This window comes from Streptomyces venezuelae (assembly GCF_008642335.1).
GTDB classification, from domain to species: domain Bacteria; phylum Actinomycetota; class Actinomycetes; order Streptomycetales; family Streptomycetaceae; genus Streptomyces; species Streptomyces venezuelae_F.
The window spans coordinates 5936628-5953453 of sequence record NZ_CP029191.1; the positions used below are offsets into that span (position 1 = coordinate 5936628).

General features: G+C 71.1%; 12 protein-coding genes. 11 read left to right on the forward strand and 1 reads right to left on the reverse strand.

Annotated features, from left to right (window positions below):
* The first annotated feature begins 129 nt into the window (after positions 1-129).
* From DEJ49_RS26930 to DEJ49_RS26945, 4 genes are all read left to right on the forward strand, one after another.
* A complete protein-coding gene (locus DEJ49_RS26930) occupies positions 130-1818 on the forward strand; it encodes a PucR family transcriptional regulator (protein ID WP_150186496.1) in 1689 nt (562 codons plus the stop codon).
* A gap of 231 nt (positions 1819-2049) precedes the next feature.
* Entirely contained in the window at positions 2050-3495 is a 1446-nt protein-coding gene (locus DEJ49_RS26935; protein ID WP_150186497.1) for an aldehyde dehydrogenase family protein, read from the forward strand.
* 142 nt (positions 3496-3637) lie between these two features.
* A complete protein-coding gene (locus DEJ49_RS26940; RefSeq protein WP_150186498.1) occupies positions 3638-4537 on the forward strand; it encodes an SDR family NAD(P)-dependent oxidoreductase in 900 nt (299 codons plus the stop codon).
* 77 nt (positions 4538-4614) lie between these two features.
* A complete protein-coding gene (locus tag DEJ49_RS26945; protein WP_150186499.1) occupies positions 4615-6558 on the forward strand; it encodes an acyl-CoA dehydrogenase family protein in 1944 nt (647 codons plus the stop codon).
* Between the two features lie 3 nt (positions 6559-6561).
* Here DEJ49_RS26945 and DEJ49_RS26950 read toward each other — a convergent pair whose 3' ends face one another.
* Positions 6562-7698: a serine hydrolase domain-containing protein gene (locus DEJ49_RS26950; protein ID WP_223833010.1), complete on the reverse strand. Its 1137-nt coding sequence runs from the start codon at positions 7696-7698 to the stop codon at positions 6562-6564.
* A gap of 110 nt (positions 7699-7808) precedes the next feature.
* On the opposite strand from DEJ49_RS26950, the gene cpt reads away from it, so the two are divergent.
* The 7 genes from cpt (at position 7809) to DEJ49_RS26985 (ending at position 16814) form a co-directional block, all read left to right on the forward strand.
* Entirely contained in the window at positions 7809-8336 is a 528-nt protein-coding gene (gene cpt, locus DEJ49_RS26955) for a chloramphenicol phosphotransferase CPT (RefSeq protein ID WP_150186501.1), read from the forward strand.
* A 48-nt stretch (positions 8337-8384) separates the two neighbouring features.
* Entirely contained in the window at positions 8385-11060 is a 2676-nt protein-coding gene (secA, locus tag DEJ49_RS26960) for a preprotein translocase subunit SecA (RefSeq protein WP_150186502.1), read from the forward strand.
* A 55-nt stretch (positions 11061-11115) separates the two neighbouring features.
* Complete coding sequence (gene dxr, locus DEJ49_RS26965) at positions 11116-12384, forward strand: 1-deoxy-D-xylulose-5-phosphate reductoisomerase (protein ID WP_150186503.1); 1269 nt, start codon at positions 11116-11118, stop codon at positions 12382-12384.
* Positions 12381-13682 carry a M50 family metallopeptidase gene (locus DEJ49_RS26970; RefSeq protein ID WP_150186504.1) on the forward strand — a complete coding sequence of 434 codons (1302 nt, stop codon included), beginning with the start codon at positions 12381-12383 and terminating at the stop codon, positions 13680-13682. Before dxr ends, DEJ49_RS26970 begins: the two co-directional genes overlap by 4 nt.
* A 190-nt stretch (positions 13683-13872) precedes the next feature.
* Positions 13873-15030: a flavodoxin-dependent (E)-4-hydroxy-3-methylbut-2-enyl-diphosphate synthase gene (gene ispG, locus DEJ49_RS26975; RefSeq protein ID WP_150186505.1), complete on the forward strand. Its 1158-nt coding sequence runs from the start codon at positions 13873-13875 to the stop codon at positions 15028-15030.
* A gap of 354 nt (positions 15031-15384) precedes the next feature.
* Positions 15385-16233 (forward strand): GNAT family N-acetyltransferase, encoded by an 849-nt coding sequence (locus DEJ49_RS26980; RefSeq protein WP_150172827.1) that lies wholly within the window; start codon positions 15385-15387, stop codon positions 16231-16233.
* Between the two features lie 29 nt (positions 16234-16262).
* Positions 16263-16814 carry a GNAT family N-acetyltransferase gene (locus DEJ49_RS26985; protein WP_150186506.1) on the forward strand — a complete coding sequence of 184 codons (552 nt, stop codon included), beginning with the start codon at positions 16263-16265 and terminating at the stop codon, positions 16812-16814.
* The last annotated feature ends 12 nt before the right edge of the window (positions 16815-16826 follow it).

Consider the following 16826-nt stretch of genomic DNA (forward strand, 5'->3'; position numbering starts at 1 on the left):
GGCACCATACGGTGAGGCAGAATCGACACAGGTCGTTCATACGGACCGGCCAAAAGATCCACATCCGGCGCCCGTGAACCGGGGGCCGGGAAACCCACCCGCCCCGCCTGCCGCAGACCTGAAGGTCCCATGCCGCCCACGCTCGCCTCGCTCGTCCACCACTCCGCGCTCAAGCTGACCGTGCGCGCGGGCGAGGAACGCCTGGACGCCCCCGTGCGCTGGGCGCACGCCAGCGAGCTCGCCGACCCCGTGCCCTACATGGAGGGCGGCGAACTCCTCCTGATCACCGCGCTCAAGCTGGACGCGGAGGACCCGGACGCCATGCGGCGGTACGTGAAGCGGCTGGCCGGCGCCGGGGTCGTCGGGCTCGGCTTCGCCGTCGGCGTGCACTACCCCGACATCCCGCGGGCCCTCGTCGACGCCGCGACCGACGCCGACCTGCCCCTCATCGAGGTGCCGCGGCGCACCCCGTTCCTCGCCATCAGCAAGGCCGTGTCCGCCGCCATCGCCGCCGAGCAGTACCGCGCCGTGACGGCGGGCTTCGCCGCCCAGCGCGAGCTGACCAAGCAGGCGCTGAGCGACGGCCCCGAGGGACTGCTCCTCGCGCTTGCCGGACAGGTCGACGGGTGGGCCGCGCTGTACGACGCGTCGGGCGCCGTCGTCGCCGCCGCGCCGGAGTGGGCCAACCGCAGGGCCGCCCGGGTCACCGCCGACGTGGAACGCCTCAGGGAGCGCCCCGCGCCCGCCAGTTCCGTCGTCGCGGGCGCCGAGGACCGCGTGGAGCTGCACTCGCTCGGCACGGGACGCAGGCCGCGCGCGGCGCTCGCGGTCGGCACGGCATCGACCCTCGGCACGGCCGAGCGCTACGCGGTCCACTCCGCCATCGCCCTCCTCACCCTGACCACCGAGCGTTCCCGCTCCCTGCACGCCGCCGAGCAGCGGATCGGCGCGGCGGTCCTGCGCATGCTCCTCGCGGGGGAACCGGACCACGCCCGGACGGTCGCCGGCGAGCTGTACGGAAGCCTCCTCGACGCACCGTTCCGCCTCGTCGTCGCCCAGGTCGCGTCCGCGTCCGCGGCGCGGGTGCGGGCGGGCGCGGAGGAGAACGGCGAGGGCGATGCGCGGCCCGGCACGGCGTCGGCCGCGGTGCTCGCCGCGGTGGCCGACGCGTCCGGGAACGGCGACCCGCTCGCCGGACTCGTCGACGTCGTCGAGGCCGCGGCCGCACGCTCCGGCGAGGCCCTGCTCGTCGTCCCCTACGGGGAACGGCTCGTGCTGCTCGTCGTGGACGGGGGAGCGGGCGCGCGGGCGTGCGCGGAGTACGCGGCGGCGCTGGAGGCGGGCCGGGGCACGGCGGGGCGCGATACGTCCCCCTCGGGCGAGGAGGGCGAGCTGGTGATGGGCCTGTCGGCCCCGGCAGGACCGATCGCCGCGGCGACGGCGTACAAACAGGCGGAACAGGCGCTGTCCGTCGCGCGGCGGCGCGGCCGTGCGCTCGTCGAGCACGAGGAACTCGCCGCGGGGTCCGTCCTGCCGCTCCTCGCGGACGACGCGGTGCGGGCCTTCGCGGACGGCCTCCTGCGCGCCCTGCACGAACACGACGCGACGGGCCGCGGCGACCTGGTCGCCTCCCTCCGCGCCTGGCTCTCCCGCCACGGCCAGTGGGACGCGGCCGCGGCGGACCTGGGCGTCCACCGCCACACCCTCCGCTACCGCATGCGCCGAGTGGAGGAAATCCTCGGCCGCTCCCTGGATGACCCGGACGTCCGCATGGAGCTCTGGCTCTCCCTGAAGGCAACGTCCACGAACTCGGACTGATCCCGAGCCCCGTAAGGGGCGCGGGGAACTGCGCGACAAGCCCCCACCGCCCCGCAGGTGAAGAACCGCCGCCCCGGCGCAGGCCAGCGCAGAGACGACGACACATACAAAGCGGCACAAGGCCCCAGGCCAGCACTCCGCACAGGACAAACACCGACGCCCACCCCTACCCCTACCGTGAGGGACGTACGTACCGCCAGACACACCACCGCGGAAGGGCCGGGAATCGACATGACTTCCATCCACGCCTTCTGGCTCGCCGGTCGCCAGACCACCGGCGAGACCACCTTCGACGTCACCTCGCCCTGGGACGGCCGGGTCGTCGGCAAGGCCGCCGTCCCGACGGACGCCCAGGTGGAGGAAGCCGTCGCCGCCGCGTACGCCGTGCGCGACGAGTTCGCCGCCACCCCGGCCCACGTCCGGGCCGCCGCCCTCACCCACGTGTCGAACCGCCTGGTCGAGCGCACCGAGGAGATCGCCCAGCTGATCTCCGCCGAGAACGGCAAGCCGATCAAGTGGGCCCGCGGCGAGCTCGGCCGCGCCGTCTCCGTGTTCCGGTTCGCCGCGGAGGAGGCCCGCCGCTTCAACGGCGGCGAGGCCCAGCGTCTGGACACCGATGCCGGCGGCCAGGGCCGTCTCGCCCTGACCCGCCGCTTCCCCAAGGGCGTCGTCCTCGGCATCGCGCCGTTCAACTTCCCGCTGAACCTCTGCGCGCACAAGGTCGCCCCCGCCATCGCGGTCGGCGCGCCGATCATCCTGAAGCCGGCCCCCGCCACCCCCCTCTCCGGCCTGATCCTCGGCGAGCTGCTCGCCGAGACGGACCTGCCCGCCGGTTCGTGGAGCATCCTGCCGGTCGCCAACGACAAGATGCCCGCCCTCGTCCAGGACGAGCGGCTGCCGGTCATCTCCTTCACGGGTTCCGAGAAGGTCGGCTACGCGATCATGGACTCGGTGCCGCGCAAGCACTGCACCCTGGAGCTCGGCGGCAACGGCGCGGCCGTCGTCCTCGGCGACTACTCCTCCGACGAGGACCTCGACTGGGCCGCCTCGCGCATCGCCACGTTCTCCAACTACCAGGGCGGCCAGTCCTGCATCTCCGTGCAGCGGGTCATCGCGGACGCGTCCGTGTACGACCGGCTCGTGCCGCGCGTGATCAAGGCCGTCGAGGCCCAGGTCACCGGCGACCCGTCCGACCCGGCGACCGAGGTCGGCCCGCTGGTCAACGAGGACGCCGCCAAGCGCGTGGAGTCCTGGGTCGACGAGGCCGCGAAGGCCGGCGCCAAGATCCTCACCGGCGGCAAGCGCGACGGCGCCTCCTACGCGCCGACCGTCCTCGCCGACGTACCGGCTGACGTCACGATCGCCTGCGAGGAGGTCTTCGGTCCCGTCCTCACCCTGAAGAAGGTGAACGGCGAGGCCGAGGCGTTCGACGCGGTCAACGACTCCAAGTACGGCCTCCAGGCGGGCGTCTTCACGCACGACCTGCAGACCGCCTTCCGCGCCCACCGCGCCCTGGAGGTCGGCGGCGTGGTCATCGGCGACGCCCCCTCGTACCGCGCCGACCAGATGCCGTACGGCGGCGTGAAGCAGTCCGGCGTGGGCCGTGAGGGCGTGCGCTTCGCGATGGACGACTACACGTACGAGCGCGTCATGGTCCTGACGGGCCTGGCCCTGTAGCCGGTCCGGCAGACCAACGGCCGGAGCCCACTGTGCGGGGGCTCCGGCCGTTGTCGTACGCCCCCGGGCCTGCCTGGTGGTGGTGACACCAGGCTCCGCACGCTCTCCCCACCCGCCGCCCCGCGCCGCCACTGTGGTCCGCATGGACCGACACACCACCCTCGTCACCGGCGCGACCCAGGGCCTCGGCCGCGGCATCGCCCTCGATCTCGCCGCCCGCGGCCACGCCGTCCTCCTGCACGGCCGCGACCGCGCCCGCCTGGACGCCGTCGCCGCGGAGGTGCGCGAGCACGCCCCGGACGCCCCCGTCCGCACCTACCTCGCCGATCTCGGCGACCTCGACCAGGTGCGCGGGCTCGCCGCCGAGATCGCCGCCGCCGAACCCCGGCTCGACGGGCTCGTCAACAACGCCGTCGCGGGTGGCGGCGCCGAACCCCTCCGGCGGGAGTTCAGCGCGCAGGGGCACGAGCTGCGGTTCGCCGTGAACCACCTCGCCCCCTACGCCCTCGTCCGCGGACTGCTGCCCCTGCTCACCGCGTCCGCGCCCGCCCGCGTCGTCAACGTCGCCTCGATCGGGCAGGAGGCGGTCGACTTCGACGACGTGATGCTGGAGCACGGCTACGAAGGGCTGCGCGCCTACTGCCGGAGCAAGCTCGCGATGATCATGGCGACCTTCGAGCTGGCCGCCGAGCTCGAAGGCACCGGCGTCAGCGTGAACGCCCTCCATCCGGCGCACCTCATGGACACCGAGGGCGTACGCGCGTACGGCCTCGCCCCGCTCGTCGGCGTCGACGAGGGCGTACGGCCCACCGTGCGGCTCCTCGTCGACCCCGAACTCGACGGCACGACCGGCCGCTACTTCGACCAGTACAGCGACACCCGCGCCCACGAGCAGGCGTACGACCCCGCGGCCAGGGCCCGCCTGATGGAACTGACCCACCGTCTCCTCGGCCGACCCCCGTCTCCTCCGCGTCCCTGGGGGAGCGAAGGCTGCGCGAGGACTGGTGGGAGCGGGGCGGATCGGGTACCAACGATCCAGTAGCACCAGTCAGTAACCGACCGGGTCACGATCGGGCCGACCGGTCCGACGGCCCCACTCCGCGGCGAGGTGAGCTCCTCATGTCCGCAGCAACCCCCAAACCGTCCGTGAGCGAACGCGAGGCCCGGCAGGTCGCCGAGGCCGCCCGCGAGCAGGACTGGCGCAAGCCCAGCTTCGCCAAGGAACTCTTCCTCGGCCGATTCCGGCTGGACCTCGTCCACCCGCACCCGATGCCGCCCGACGAGGACGCGCAGCGCGGCGAGGAGTTCCTCGCCAAGCTCCGCGACTTCTGCGAGACGAAGATCGACGCGGCCCGCATCGAGCGCGAGGCGAAGATCCCCGACGAGGTGCTCAACGGCCTCAAGGAGCTCGGCGCCCTCGGCATGAAGATCGACACGAAGTACGGCGGGCTCGGCCTCACCCAGGTGTACTACAACAAGGCCCTCGCCCTGGTCGGCTCCGCCAGCCCCGCGATCGGCGCGCTGCTCTCCGCGCATCAGTCGATCGGCGTACCGCAGCCCCTGAAGATCTTCGGCACGCAGGAGCAGAAGGACGCCTTCCTGCCTCGCTGTGCCCGTACCGACATCACCGCGTTCCTGCTCACCGAGCCCGACGTCGGCTCCGACCCGGCGCGTCTGGCCACCATGGCGGTGCCCGACGGCGACGACTACGTGCTCGACGGCGTGAAGCTGTGGACCACCAACGGCGTCGTCGCGGACCTGCTCGTCGTCATGGCGCGGGTGCCGAAGTCCGAGGGCCACAAGGGCGGCATCACCGCGTTCGTCGTCGAGGCGGCGTCCGAGGGGGTGACGGTGGAGAACCGCAACGCGTTCATGGGGCTTCGCGGGCTCGAGAACGGCGTGACCCGCTTCCACAACGTGCGGGTCCCCGCCGCCCACCGCATCGGACCCGAGGGCGCGGGCCTCAAGATCGCGCTCACCACCCTCAACACCGGACGGCTCTCCCTGCCCGCCATGTGTGTCGGCGCGGGCAAGTGGTGCCTGAAGATCGCCCGCGAGTGGTCGGCCGCGCGGGAGCAGTGGGGCAAGCCCGTCGCGTTCCACGAGGCGGTCGGCTCGAAGATCTCCTTCATCGCGGCGACGACCTTCGCGCTGGAGGCCGTCCTCGACCTGTCCTCGCAGATGGCCGACGAGGACCGCAACGACATCCGCATCGAGGCGGCCCTCGCCAAGCTGTACGGCTCCGAGATGGCCTGTCTGATGGCCGACGAACTCGTCCAGATCCGCGGCGGCCGCGGCTTCGAGACCGCAGAGTCCCTCGCGGCCCGCGGCGAACGCGCCGTCCCCGCCGAGCAGATCCTGCGCGACCTGCGCATCAACCGCATCTTCGAGGGCTCCACGGAGATCATGCACCTGCTGATCGCCCGCGAGGCGGTGGACGCCCACCTGAAGGTCGCGGGCGACCTCATCGACCCCGACAAGACCCTCTCCGACAAGGCGAAGGCGGGCGCGCGGGCCGGTGGCTTCTACGCCAAGTGGCTGCCGCAGCTGGTGGCGGGGCCCGGCCAACTCCCGCGCTCGTACAGCGAGTTCCACCCCGAGGGGTACCCCGACCTCTCCGGTCATCTGCGCTACGTCGAGCGGGGGGCCCGCAAGCTGGCGCGCTCCACCTTCTACGCCATGTCCCGCTGGCAGGGGAAGATGGAGACCAAGCAGGGCTTCCTCGGCCGCGTCGTCGACATCGGCGCCGAACTCTTCGCGATGAGCGCGGCGTGCGTGCGCGCCGAACTCCTGCGCACCACCGAGGACCACGGCCGCGAGGCGTACCAACTGGCCGACGCCTTCTGCCGCCAGTCCCGCATCCGGATCGAGGAGCTGTTCGGGCGGCTGTGGACCAACACCGACGATTTGGACCGCAAGGTGGTCAAGGGCGTCCTGTCGGGGACGTACACCTGGCTGGAGGAAGGGGTCGTCGACCCCTCCGGCGACGGCCCGTGGATCGCGGACACCGCGCTGCCCGCGACGCCGCGGCCCGATGTGCGCAGGGTGATCGAAGAGGGCTGAGGGTCAGCCGAGCGCCAGCTGGTGCAGGGCGGCGAGCGCGCCGTCGATGGCGTGCGGCTGCAGCCTCCCCGAGGCGTCCGGCCTGTTCCACCGCATGAGGTTGAGGGCGAGGGTCATCTGACGCCGGCCGTCGGCACTGGTCTGGGACGTCGTCCCGGCGCCCCAGACCGTGCCCTCGTGCCCCCAGTACACGCGGCCGCCGGGGGCCTCGGTCCGTGTCAGGCCGAGCCCGTAGTCGAGCTTCTTGCTGCCGTCCAGGGCGCGCACCGGGCCCGTGCGCTGCATCTGCGCCAGCGACTCCCGGTCGACGACGCGGCCGTCGAGCAGCTCGCGGAAGAAGTGGTTGAGGTCCGCGACGGTCGACACGAGGCCCGCGCCCGTCATCACCCAGGACATGTCGTAGACGCTGTAGTCGCGGGGCGGCTCGATCAGGCCGTACAGCGACTCGTACATCAAGGAGTGCGGTTCCTCGATCCGCGGCGTCCCGGTCGGGAACGAGGTGTTCCGCAGTCCGGCGGGCTCGATGACGTCCCGGGTGATGCACTTCTCCGCCGTCACGCCGGTGACCTGCTCCAAGACCTCTCCGAGCAGCAGGTAGTTGGTGTTCGAGTACGTTCCGACGGGCCCTCCGGGCGCACCGCCGGGGGGTGCCGCGAGGCCCATCTCGATCAGCTCGGCCGCGCGGAACTCGCGGAACCGGTTGTCGTCCAGGCTCGCGGGCGACACGTCCTTCAGGACCGGCAGGCCCTTGAGGGACGGGAAGGCGTACGGGAGGTAGTCGCTGATGCCGCTCGTGTGGTCGAGAAGCATCCGGACCGTGATCTTCCGGCCGCGCTCGCCGGGCACGAGCTCCGGCAGGTACGCGCCGATCGGCTCGTCGAGCCGGACCCTGCCCTCCTCGACCTGCCGCAGGACCGCGGCGGCGGTGAAGGTCTTGGTGACGCTGCCGACGCGATGGCGGATGTCGGGGTCGACGGGGCGGCCGGTGCCGAGGTCGGCGACGCCGGACGCGCCGCGCCACACCCGGTCGCCGTCGCGGACCTCGGCGCAGATGCCCGGCATGCCGGCGCGGTGGACGGCGTCCAGGGCGGACTGCAGCCGGTCGGGGTCAAAGCCTGATTCCTGGGTTCGGTTCGTCATGGCGGCCATCCTCACGGGGCGCCCCGTGCGAGGTCAGCCGCCGTCCGTCGCGTGTCACGCCCCGAAAACCCGCCGAACGGCGCCAACCCCCGGGCTACCGTGGCCCGGTGATGACCCAGGTGATCGTTCTCAACGGTGGTTCAAGCTCGGGCAAGTCCGGGATCGTGCGCTGTCTGCAGTCGGTCCTGCCGGAGCCGTGGCTGGCCTTCGGCGCCGACACGCTGGTCGCCGCGATGCCCGCGTCCCTGCAGTCGTCGGACGGCGGCATCGAGTTCGCGGCGGACGGCACGGTGAGCGTCGGGGAGGAGTTCCGGGCCCTGGAGGCGGCGTGGATCGAGGGGGTCGCCGCGATGGCCCGCGCGGGTGCCCGGATCATCGTCGACGAGATCTTCCTCGGCGGCGGGGAGTCGCAGCGGCGCTGGCGGAAGGCCTTGGGGGAGCTGCCGGTGCTGTGGGTCGGTGTCCGGTGCGACGCCGCGATCGCCGAGGCCCGCGGGATCGCACGCGGGGACCGGGCCGTCGGCATGGCCGCGTCGCAGGCCGAGGTGGTCCACCGCGGCATGGTCTACGACCTGGAGATCGACACCGCCCACGCCGAGTCGATGGAGTGCGCGCGGACCATTGCTGCCGCCGTGTGACCCAGCCCACAATGGGTGGACCGGCCGACGGGCCGGGGAGGGGTCGCCATGTCCGTCCTCAGGCTGGACCAGCTCACCGGCAAGATCATGCGTGCGGGCGAGGGCAGGCTCCTGCGCAAGCTCGAACGCGTCAGGGCCCAGGTCAACTCCGTCGAAGGCGAGATCGAGCGGCTCTCCGACGCCGAACTCCGCGCCCTCACCGACGAGTACAAGGAGCGGTACGCCGACGGGGAGAGCCTCGACGCGCTGCTCCCCGAGGCCTTCGCGACCGTCCGCGAGACCGCGCGGCGCGTCCTCGGCATGCGCCACTTCGACGTCCAGGTGATGGGCGGCGCGGCGCTCCACCTCGGCAACATCGCGGAGATGCAGACGGGGGAGGGGAAGACCCTCTCCGCCACGCTGCCCGCGTATCTGAACGCCCTGACCGGCAGGGGAGTTCACCTCGTCACGGTCAACGACTACCTGGCCGAGCGCGACGCCCGCTGGATGGGCCGCGCCTACCGCTTCCTCGGGCTCACCGTCGGCGTCATCAAGGCCGACATGAGCCCGGACGAACGCCGTGCCGCGTACGCCTGCGACATCACGTACGGCACGAACAACGAATTCGGCTTCGACTACCTGCGCGACAACATGGCCTGGTCCAAGAGCGAACTGGTGCAGCGCGGGCACCACTTCGCGATCGTCGACGAGGCGGACTCCATCCTCATCGACGAGGCCCGCACCCCCCTGATCATCTCCGGCCCCGCCGACCAGCCGACGCACTGGTACGGATTCTTCGCCGACGCCGTCCGCAGAATGCGGGGCATAGCCATCCAGGAGGAGAAGTACACGGCGCCGCAGCGCAAAATGGAACTCGCGGAACTGCGCGCCGCGTACGACTACGAGTACGACCCGAAGAAACGTACCGTGGCGGTCCTCGACAGCGGTGTGGAATTCCTTGAGGACCAGCTGGGCATCGACAACTTCTACGACTCCGCCCACACCTCGCTCATCGGCCAGCTGCACAACGCGCTCAAGGCGAAGGAACACTTCAAGAAGGACAAGGACTACGTCGTCACCGACGGAGAAGTCCTGATCGTCGACGAGCACACCGGCCGCATCCTCGCGGGACGGCGCTACAACGAAGGCGTCCACCAGGCCATCGAGGCCAAGGAGGGCGTCGAGATCAAGGACGAGAACCAGACCCTCGCCACGATCACCCTGCAGAATTTCTTCCGCCTCTACGAAAAACTCGCCGGAATGACGGGAACGGCCATGACGGAGGCCGCCGAATTCCACCAGATCTACAAACTCCACGTGGTGCCCATCCCCACGAACAAGCCGATGATCCGGGCCGACAAACCCGACGTGATCTACCGCGACGAGTCCGTCAAATTCGAGGCCGTCGTCGCCGACATCATCGAAAAGCACGGCACCGGCCAGCCGATCCTCGTCGGCACCGTCTCCGTCGCGAAGTCCGAGCACCTCTCCGCCCTGCTCACCCGGCGCGGCATCCCGCACGAGGTGCTCAACGCCAAGAACCACCTGCGCGAGGCGCAGATCGTCGCCCAGGCAGGACGCAAGGGCGCCGTCACCGTCGCCACGAACATGGCGGGCCGCGGCACCGACATCATGCTCGGCGGAAACCCCGAGGCCATGGCGGAGGCCGAGCTGCGGGCGGACGGCCGCACCCCCGAGGACGACCCGGACGGATACCGCGCGGCCCTCGACCGCAGCACCGCCGCGGCCGCCGCCGAGCACGACGAGGTCACCGCCCTCGGCGGGCTCTACGTCCTCGGCACCGAACGCCATGAGTCACGCCGCATCGACAACCAGCTGCGCGGCCGCTCGGGCCGCCAGGGCGACCCCGGCCGGTCCCGCTTCTACCTCTCGCTCGGCGACGACCTGATGCGCCTGTTCCGCGCCGAACTCGTCGAACGCGTGATGCTCATGGCCAACGTCCCCGACGACGTGCCCATCGAGAACAAGATGGTGACCCGCGCCATCGCCTCCGCACAGTCCCAGGTCGAGCAGCACCACTTCGAGACCCGCAAGAACGTCCTCAAGTACGACGAGGTCCTCAACCGCCAGCGCGGCCTCATCTACCAGGAACGCCGCCGCGTCCTGGAGGGCGAGGACCTGCGCGAGCAGATGCACCACTTCATGGCCGACACCATCGACGCGTACGTCGCCGCCGAGACCGCCGACGGCTTCCCCGAGGAGTGGGACCTGGAACGGCTCTGGACCGCCTGCCGCCTCCTCTACCCCGCCCGCGTCACCACCGACGACCTCGACCGGAAGGCGGGCGGCCGCGCCGAGGTCACCCCGCTGCTGATCACCCGGACCCTCACCGACGACATCCACGCCCGCTACGAGGAACGCGAGCGCGCCCTGGGCCCCGACGTCATGCGCGAACTGGAGCGCCGCGTGGTGCTCTCCGTCCTCGACCGCAAATGGCGCGAGCACCTGTACGAGATGGACTACCTCCAGGAGGGCATCTGGATGCGGTCCTACCTCGGCAGGGACCCCCTGTTCGAGTTCCAGCGCGAGGGCTTCGACCTGTTCACCGCCATGATGGACGCCATCAGGGAGGAGTCCGTCGGCTACCTCTTCAACCTGGACGTCCGCGCCGAAAGCCTGGAGGCGCGCAAGAGCAGCGGCCAACTCCGCTTCAGCGCACCGACGATGGACACCGCGGAAGGCGTCCAGGAGGGCGATTTCGACAGACGCGACAAGAAGGAGTGACCCCGATCGGGCACGCCCTGTCGGGCCGGACCCGGGATACGGCCACAATAGGGGGATGAGCGACAGCCCATCCCCCCTCGCCGACCCGCATCTCGTCTTCGACCCGCTCACGGGCGACGGACCGCGGGACATCGTGATCCTCGGCTCCACGGGTTCGATCGGCACCCAGGCCATCGACCTCGTCCTGCGCAACCCCGACCGCTTCCGCGTCACGGCGCTCTCCGCCGCGGGCGGCCGCGTCGGCCTCCTCGCCGAGCAGGCGCGCAGGCTGCGGGCCGGGACGGTCGCGGTCGCCGACGAGAACGCCGTACCGGCACTGCGCGAGGCCCTGCAGGGGCAGTACGCCGCGGGGGAGCGGCTCCCCGACATCCTGGCCGGACCGGACGCCGCCACCCAGCTGGCCGCGTCCGACTGCCACACCGTCCTCAACGGGATCACCGGCTCCATCGGCCTCCGCCCGACGCTGGCCGCCCTCGAAGCGGGCCGCACCCTCGCGCTCGCCAACAAGGAATCCCTCATCGTCGGCGGCCCCCTCGTGAAGGCGCTCGCCAAGCCCGGCCAGATCATCCCGGTCGACTCCGAGCACGCCGCGCTCTTCCAGGCGCTGGCCGCCGGCACGCGCGCGGACGTACGGAAACTGGTCGTCACCGCCTCCGGCGGCCCCTTCCGCGGGCGTACGAAGGCCGACCTGGCGGACGTCACCCCCGAGGACGCGCTGGCGCACCCCACCTGGGCCATGGGCCCGGTCATCACCGTCAACTCCGCGACGCTGGTCAACAAGGGTCTGGAGGTCATCGAGGCGCACCTGCTCTACGACATCCCCTTCGACCGCATCGAGGTCGTCGTCCACCCCCAGTCGTACGTCCACTCCATGGTGGAGTTCACCGACGGCTCGACCCTCGCCCAGGCCACCCCGCCCGACATGCGCGGCCCCATCGCCATCGGCATCGGCTGGCCCGAGCGCGTCCCCGACGCCGCCCCCGCCTTCGACTGGACGAAGGCGTCGAGCTGGGAATTCTTCCCCCTCGACAACGACGCGTTCCCGTCGGTCGGGCTCGCCCGGCGCGTCGGGGAGCTCGCGGGCACGGCTCCGGCAGTGTTCAATGCCGCCAACGAGGAGTGCGTGGACGCGTTCCTGAAGGGCGCCCTGCCCTTCAACGGGATCATGGAGACGGTCACGAGGACGGTGGAGGAGCACGAGACCGCCGTCACCGGCGGTCCGGGAACCTCCCTGACCGTCGCGGACGTCCTCGAAGCGGAGACCTGGGCGCGTGCTCGGGCACGCGAACTGGCAGCGAAGACGACCGCGGAGGCCCGTGCATGACGACACTGATGATGATCCTCGGGATAGTCGTCTTCGTGATCGGGCTGCTCTTCTCGATCGCCTGGCACGAGCTGGGGCACCTGTCGACCGCCAAGATGTTCGGCATCCGCGTGCCGCAGTACATGGTGGGCTTCGGACCGACCCTCTTCTCGCGCAAGAAGGGCGACACCGAGTACGGCGTCAAGGCGATCCCCCTCGGCGGGTACATCCGCATGATCGGCATGTTCCCGCCCGGCGCCGACGGCCGCATAGAGGCACGCTCCACGTCCCCGTGGCGCGGCATGATCGAGGACGCGCGCTCGGCGGCGTTCGAAGAGCTCAAGCCCGGCGACGAGACCCGCCTCTTCTACACGCGCAAGCCCTGGAAGCGCGTCATCGTCATGTTCGCCGGGCCGTTCATGAACCTGATCCTCGCCGTGGCGATCTTCCTCGGCGTGATGATGACGTTCGGCATCAGCAGCCAGACCACCCAGGTCGGCAAGGTCTCCGACTGCGTCATCCAGCAGAGCGAGAACCGCGCCAAGTGCGAGAAGGGCGACAAGGCCGCACCCGCCAAGGCGGCGGGCCTCAAGCCCGGCGACAAGATCGTCGCCTTCCAGGGGCAGAACGTCGACGACTGGTCCGCGCTCCAGTCCAAGATCCGCGAGACCATCGGCCCGGCCACCATCACGGTCGAGCGCGACGGCAAGCGGCTCGACCTGCACGCGAACCTCATCAGGAACCAGGTCACCAAGACCGACGGCGACGGTGCCTACGTGGAGGGCAAGTACGTCTACGCGGGCTTCCTCGGCTTCACCCCCGCCACCGGCATCGTGCAGCAGTCCTTCGGCGACTCCGTCGACCGCATGGGCGACATGATGGAGAACGGCGTCGAGTCGATCATCGCCCTGCCGTCCAAGATCCCCGACCTGTGGAACGCGGCGTTCGGCGACGGCGAGCGCAAGCAGGACTCCCCGATGGGCGTCGTCGGCGCGGCCCGCGTGGGCGGCGACGTGTTCACCCTGGACATCCCGCCGGAGAACCAGATCGCGATGATGCTGTTCCTCATCGCGGGCTTCAACCTCTCGCTCTTCCTCTTCAACATGCTGCCGCTGCTCCCGCTCGACGGCGGCCACATCGCCGGCGCCCTGTGGGAGTCCGTGCGCCGCAACGCCGCGAAGGTCCTGCGCCGCCCCGACCCGGGCCCGTTCGACGTCGCCAAGCTGATGCCGGTCGCCTACGTGGTGGCGGGGATCTTCATCTGCTTCACGATCCTCGTCCTCATCGCGGACGTGGTGAACCCGGTCAGAATCTCCTGATTACGAGAAATTTACGGCGCCCCGGCACGTTGTGTGTCGGGTCGCCCACCATTGGGTGGACTTCCGGACGTGATGTGCCCGGGCCCCGGAGGGTGCCGTAATCTCGAATCCGGAGCCCGCAGATCTCGGGACCCGGAGCACACCGCGTGCTCGACACTCTGTGATCCACACTCTTGGGGATGCTCGCCAGATGACTGCCGTATCGCTCGGAATCCCGTCCGTTCCGACCAAGCTCGCCGACCGAAGGGTCAGCCGCAAGATCCAGGTCGGCACGGTGGCCGTCGGCGGGGACGCACCGGTCTCGGTCCAGTCGATGACGACGACGCGCACGTCCGACATCGGCGCCACGCTGCAGCAGATCGCGGAGCTGACGGCGTCCGGCTGCCAGATCGTGCGCGTCGCCTGCCCGACGCAGGACGACGCGGACGCGCTGTCGGTCATCGCGAAGAAGTCGCAGATCCCCGTGATCGCGGACATCCACTTCCAGCCGAAGTACGTGTTCGCCGCGATCGACGCCGGGTGTGCGGCGGTGCGCGTCAACCCCGGCAACATCAAGCAGTTCGACGACAAGGTCAAGGAGATCGCGCGCGCCGCGAAGGACGCGGGTACGCCGATCCGCATCGGCGTCAACGCGGGCTCCCTGGACGCGCGCCTCCTCAAGAAGTACGGCAAGGCGACCCCTGAGGCGCTCGTCGAGTCGGCCCTCTGGGAGGCGTCCCTCTTCGAGGAGCACGACTTCCGCGACATCAAGATCTCGGTCAAGCACAACGACCCGGTCGTCATGGTCAACGCGTACCGTCAGCTCGCCGCCCAGTGCGACTACCCGCTCCACCTCGGTGTGACCGAGGCGGGCCCCGCCTTCCAGGGCACGATCAAGTCCGCCGTCGCGTTCGGCGCGCTGCTCTCCGAGGGCATCGGCGACACGATCCGCGTCTCCCTCTCCGCGCCGCCCGCGGAGGAGATCAAGGTCGGCATCCAGATCCTCGAATCCCTCAACCTGCGCCAGCGCCGCCTGGAGATCGTCTCCTGCCCGTCCTGCGGCCGCGCCCAGGTCGACGTCTACAAGCTCGCGGAAGAGGTCACCGCCGGCCTCGACGGCATGGAGGTCCCCCTCCGCGTCGCCGTCATGGGCTGCGTCGTGAACGGCCCCGGCGAGGCCCGCGAGGCCGACCTCGGCGTCGCCTCCGGCAACGGCAAGGGCCAGATCTTCGTCAAGGGCGAGGTCATCAAGACGGTGCCCGAGTCCAAGATCGTGGAGACGCTCATCGACGAGGCGATGAAGATCGCGGAGCAGATGGAAAAGGACGGCGTGGCCTCCGGCGAGCCGACGATCTCGGTCGCGGGCTGACCCACCCGGCTGCGCGGCCCGAAGGCCCCAAAGCCCCGGGGCCGCACCACGCCTGCCCACGATCACCCCAGCCCCCAACCCCGCCGCTCCGCGGCGGCCCCTCCCACCCACCCACCCGTGCACCCCGCACCACCTCGCTCCGTAGGAACCGCTGCCCTACCCCAGCGCGAAGGTGCCGAGCAATGGGCGGGCGGGTGGGTACGACGCCGCGGAGCGGCGGAGAAGCCCCCACCCCCACCCAGGGGAAGCCCGCCCCCCACCCGGGACCCCGACGGACAAAAGGCACCCCCGCACAAGGCGCCCCCGCCAGGTACAGTGCGGAGATCAGCAGACCGTATGGTGAGGCCCCCGCACGTGTTGACTCAGACCACCACCCGGGTCCTCGAACCGAGTGACCTCGACGCCGCGCTCGCCGTGCTCGACCGCGAGCCGGTCGCGAACGCGTTCGTGACCGCCCGCGTCCAGGTGGCGGGCCTCGACCCCTGGCGTCTCGGCGGCGAGATGTGGGGCTGGTACGAGGACGGCATGCTCGCCTCCCTCTGTTACGCGGGCGCCAACCTCGTCCCCATCTGCGCCACCCCCCGGGCCATCCGCGGGTTCGCCGACCGCGCCCGCAGGGCGGGCCGCCGCTGCTCGTCCATCGTCGGTCCCGCCGAGTCCACCGCCCGGCTGTGGCGGCTCCTGGAGCCCTCCTGGGGCCCCGCCCGCGAGGTCCGCGCCCAGCAGCCCCTGATGGTCACCGACCGGCTCCCGGACGACGTCGTCCCCGACCCGTACGTCCGTCGCGTCCGCAAGGACGAGATGGAGACGATCATGCCGGCGTGCGTGGCGATGTTCACGGAAGAAGTCGGAGTGTCACCGCTCGCGGGGGACGGCGGCCTGCTCTACCAGGCCCGCGTCGCCGAACTCGTCGGCTCCGGCCGCTCCTTCGCCCGCCTCGACCGCGACGGCAAGGTCGTCTTCAAGGCCGAGATCGGCGCCGCCACGTCGCAGGCGTGCCAGATCCAGGGCGTCTGGGTCGCCCCCGAGTACCGCGGCCGCGGCCTCGCCGCCCCCGGCATGGCCGCCGTCCTGCGCTACGCCCTCGCGGACATCGCCCCCGTCGCCAGCCTCTACGTGAACGACTTCAACACCGCGGCCAGGGCGGCATACCGACGCGTCGGCTTCCAGGAGGTCGGGGCGTTCATGAGCGTCCTGTTCTGAACGTGGGCGTCGCGAAGTAGGGTCGCCCCATGACAGACGATGTCGTGATCGCGCCGCTCGACCTCGCCGCGCGCGTGGACGACGCACTGAGCGTCCAGGCCCACGCCTTCGGGCTGAGCGACGACGAAGTGGCCGTCCGGCGGCAGATCGTCCTGCGACACCTCACCTACCCGGGCGCCCGCGCGTTCGGCGCGACGACCCCCGACGACCGCCTCGTCGGCTTCGTCTACGGCATGCCCAACAGCCGCGGCCACTGGTGGTCGACGGTCGTCGAGCCGTACCTGCGCAGCCAGAACCTGGACGGCTGGCTCGACGACTCCTTCGTGATCACCGAGCTCCACGTGCACCCGGGCCACCAGAACCGCGGCATCGGCCGCGCTCTGATCACGACGATCACCGAAGGCGTCCCCGAGCCCCGCTCGATCCTCTCCGCCATCGACGTCGAGAGCCCCGCCCGCGGCCTCTACCGCTCCCTCGGCTACGCGGATCTGGCCCGCCGCGTCCTGTTCCCGAGCGCCGCCCGGCCGTACGCCGTGATGGGTGCCCCGCTGCCGCTGCCGGCCCCGCCGAAACGGTTCTGAGCCGTAACCGAT

Coding starts and splice junctions, on each gene's coding strand:
- DEJ49_RS26930 (WP_150186496.1), top strand. CDS start 130: ATGCCGCCCACGCTCGCCTCGCTCGTCCACCACTCCGCGCTCAAGCTG.
- DEJ49_RS26935 (WP_150186497.1), top strand. CDS start 2,050: ATGACTTCCATCCACGCCTTCTGGCTCGCCGGTCGCCAGACCACCGGC.
- DEJ49_RS26940 (WP_150186498.1), top strand. CDS start 3,638: ATGGACCGACACACCACCCTCGTCACCGGCGCGACCCAGGGCCTCGGC.
- DEJ49_RS26945 (WP_150186499.1), top strand. CDS start 4,615: ATGTCCGCAGCAACCCCCAAACCGTCCGTGAGCGAACGCGAGGCCCGG.
- DEJ49_RS26950 (WP_223833010.1), bottom strand. CDS start 7,698: ATGACGAACCGAACCCAGGAATCAGGCTTTGACCCCGACCGGCTGCAG.
- cpt (WP_150186501.1), top strand. CDS start 7,809: ATGACCCAGGTGATCGTTCTCAACGGTGGTTCAAGCTCGGGCAAGTCC.
- secA (WP_150186502.1), top strand. CDS start 8,385: ATGTCCGTCCTCAGGCTGGACCAGCTCACCGGCAAGATCATGCGTGCG.
- dxr (WP_150186503.1), top strand. CDS start 11,116: ATGAGCGACAGCCCATCCCCCCTCGCCGACCCGCATCTCGTCTTCGAC.
- DEJ49_RS26970 (WP_150186504.1), top strand. CDS start 12,381: ATGACGACACTGATGATGATCCTCGGGATAGTCGTCTTCGTGATCGGG.
- ispG (WP_150186505.1), top strand. CDS start 13,873: ATGACTGCCGTATCGCTCGGAATCCCGTCCGTTCCGACCAAGCTCGCC.
- DEJ49_RS26985 (WP_150186506.1), top strand. CDS start 16,263: ATGACAGACGATGTCGTGATCGCGCCGCTCGACCTCGCCGCGCGCGTG.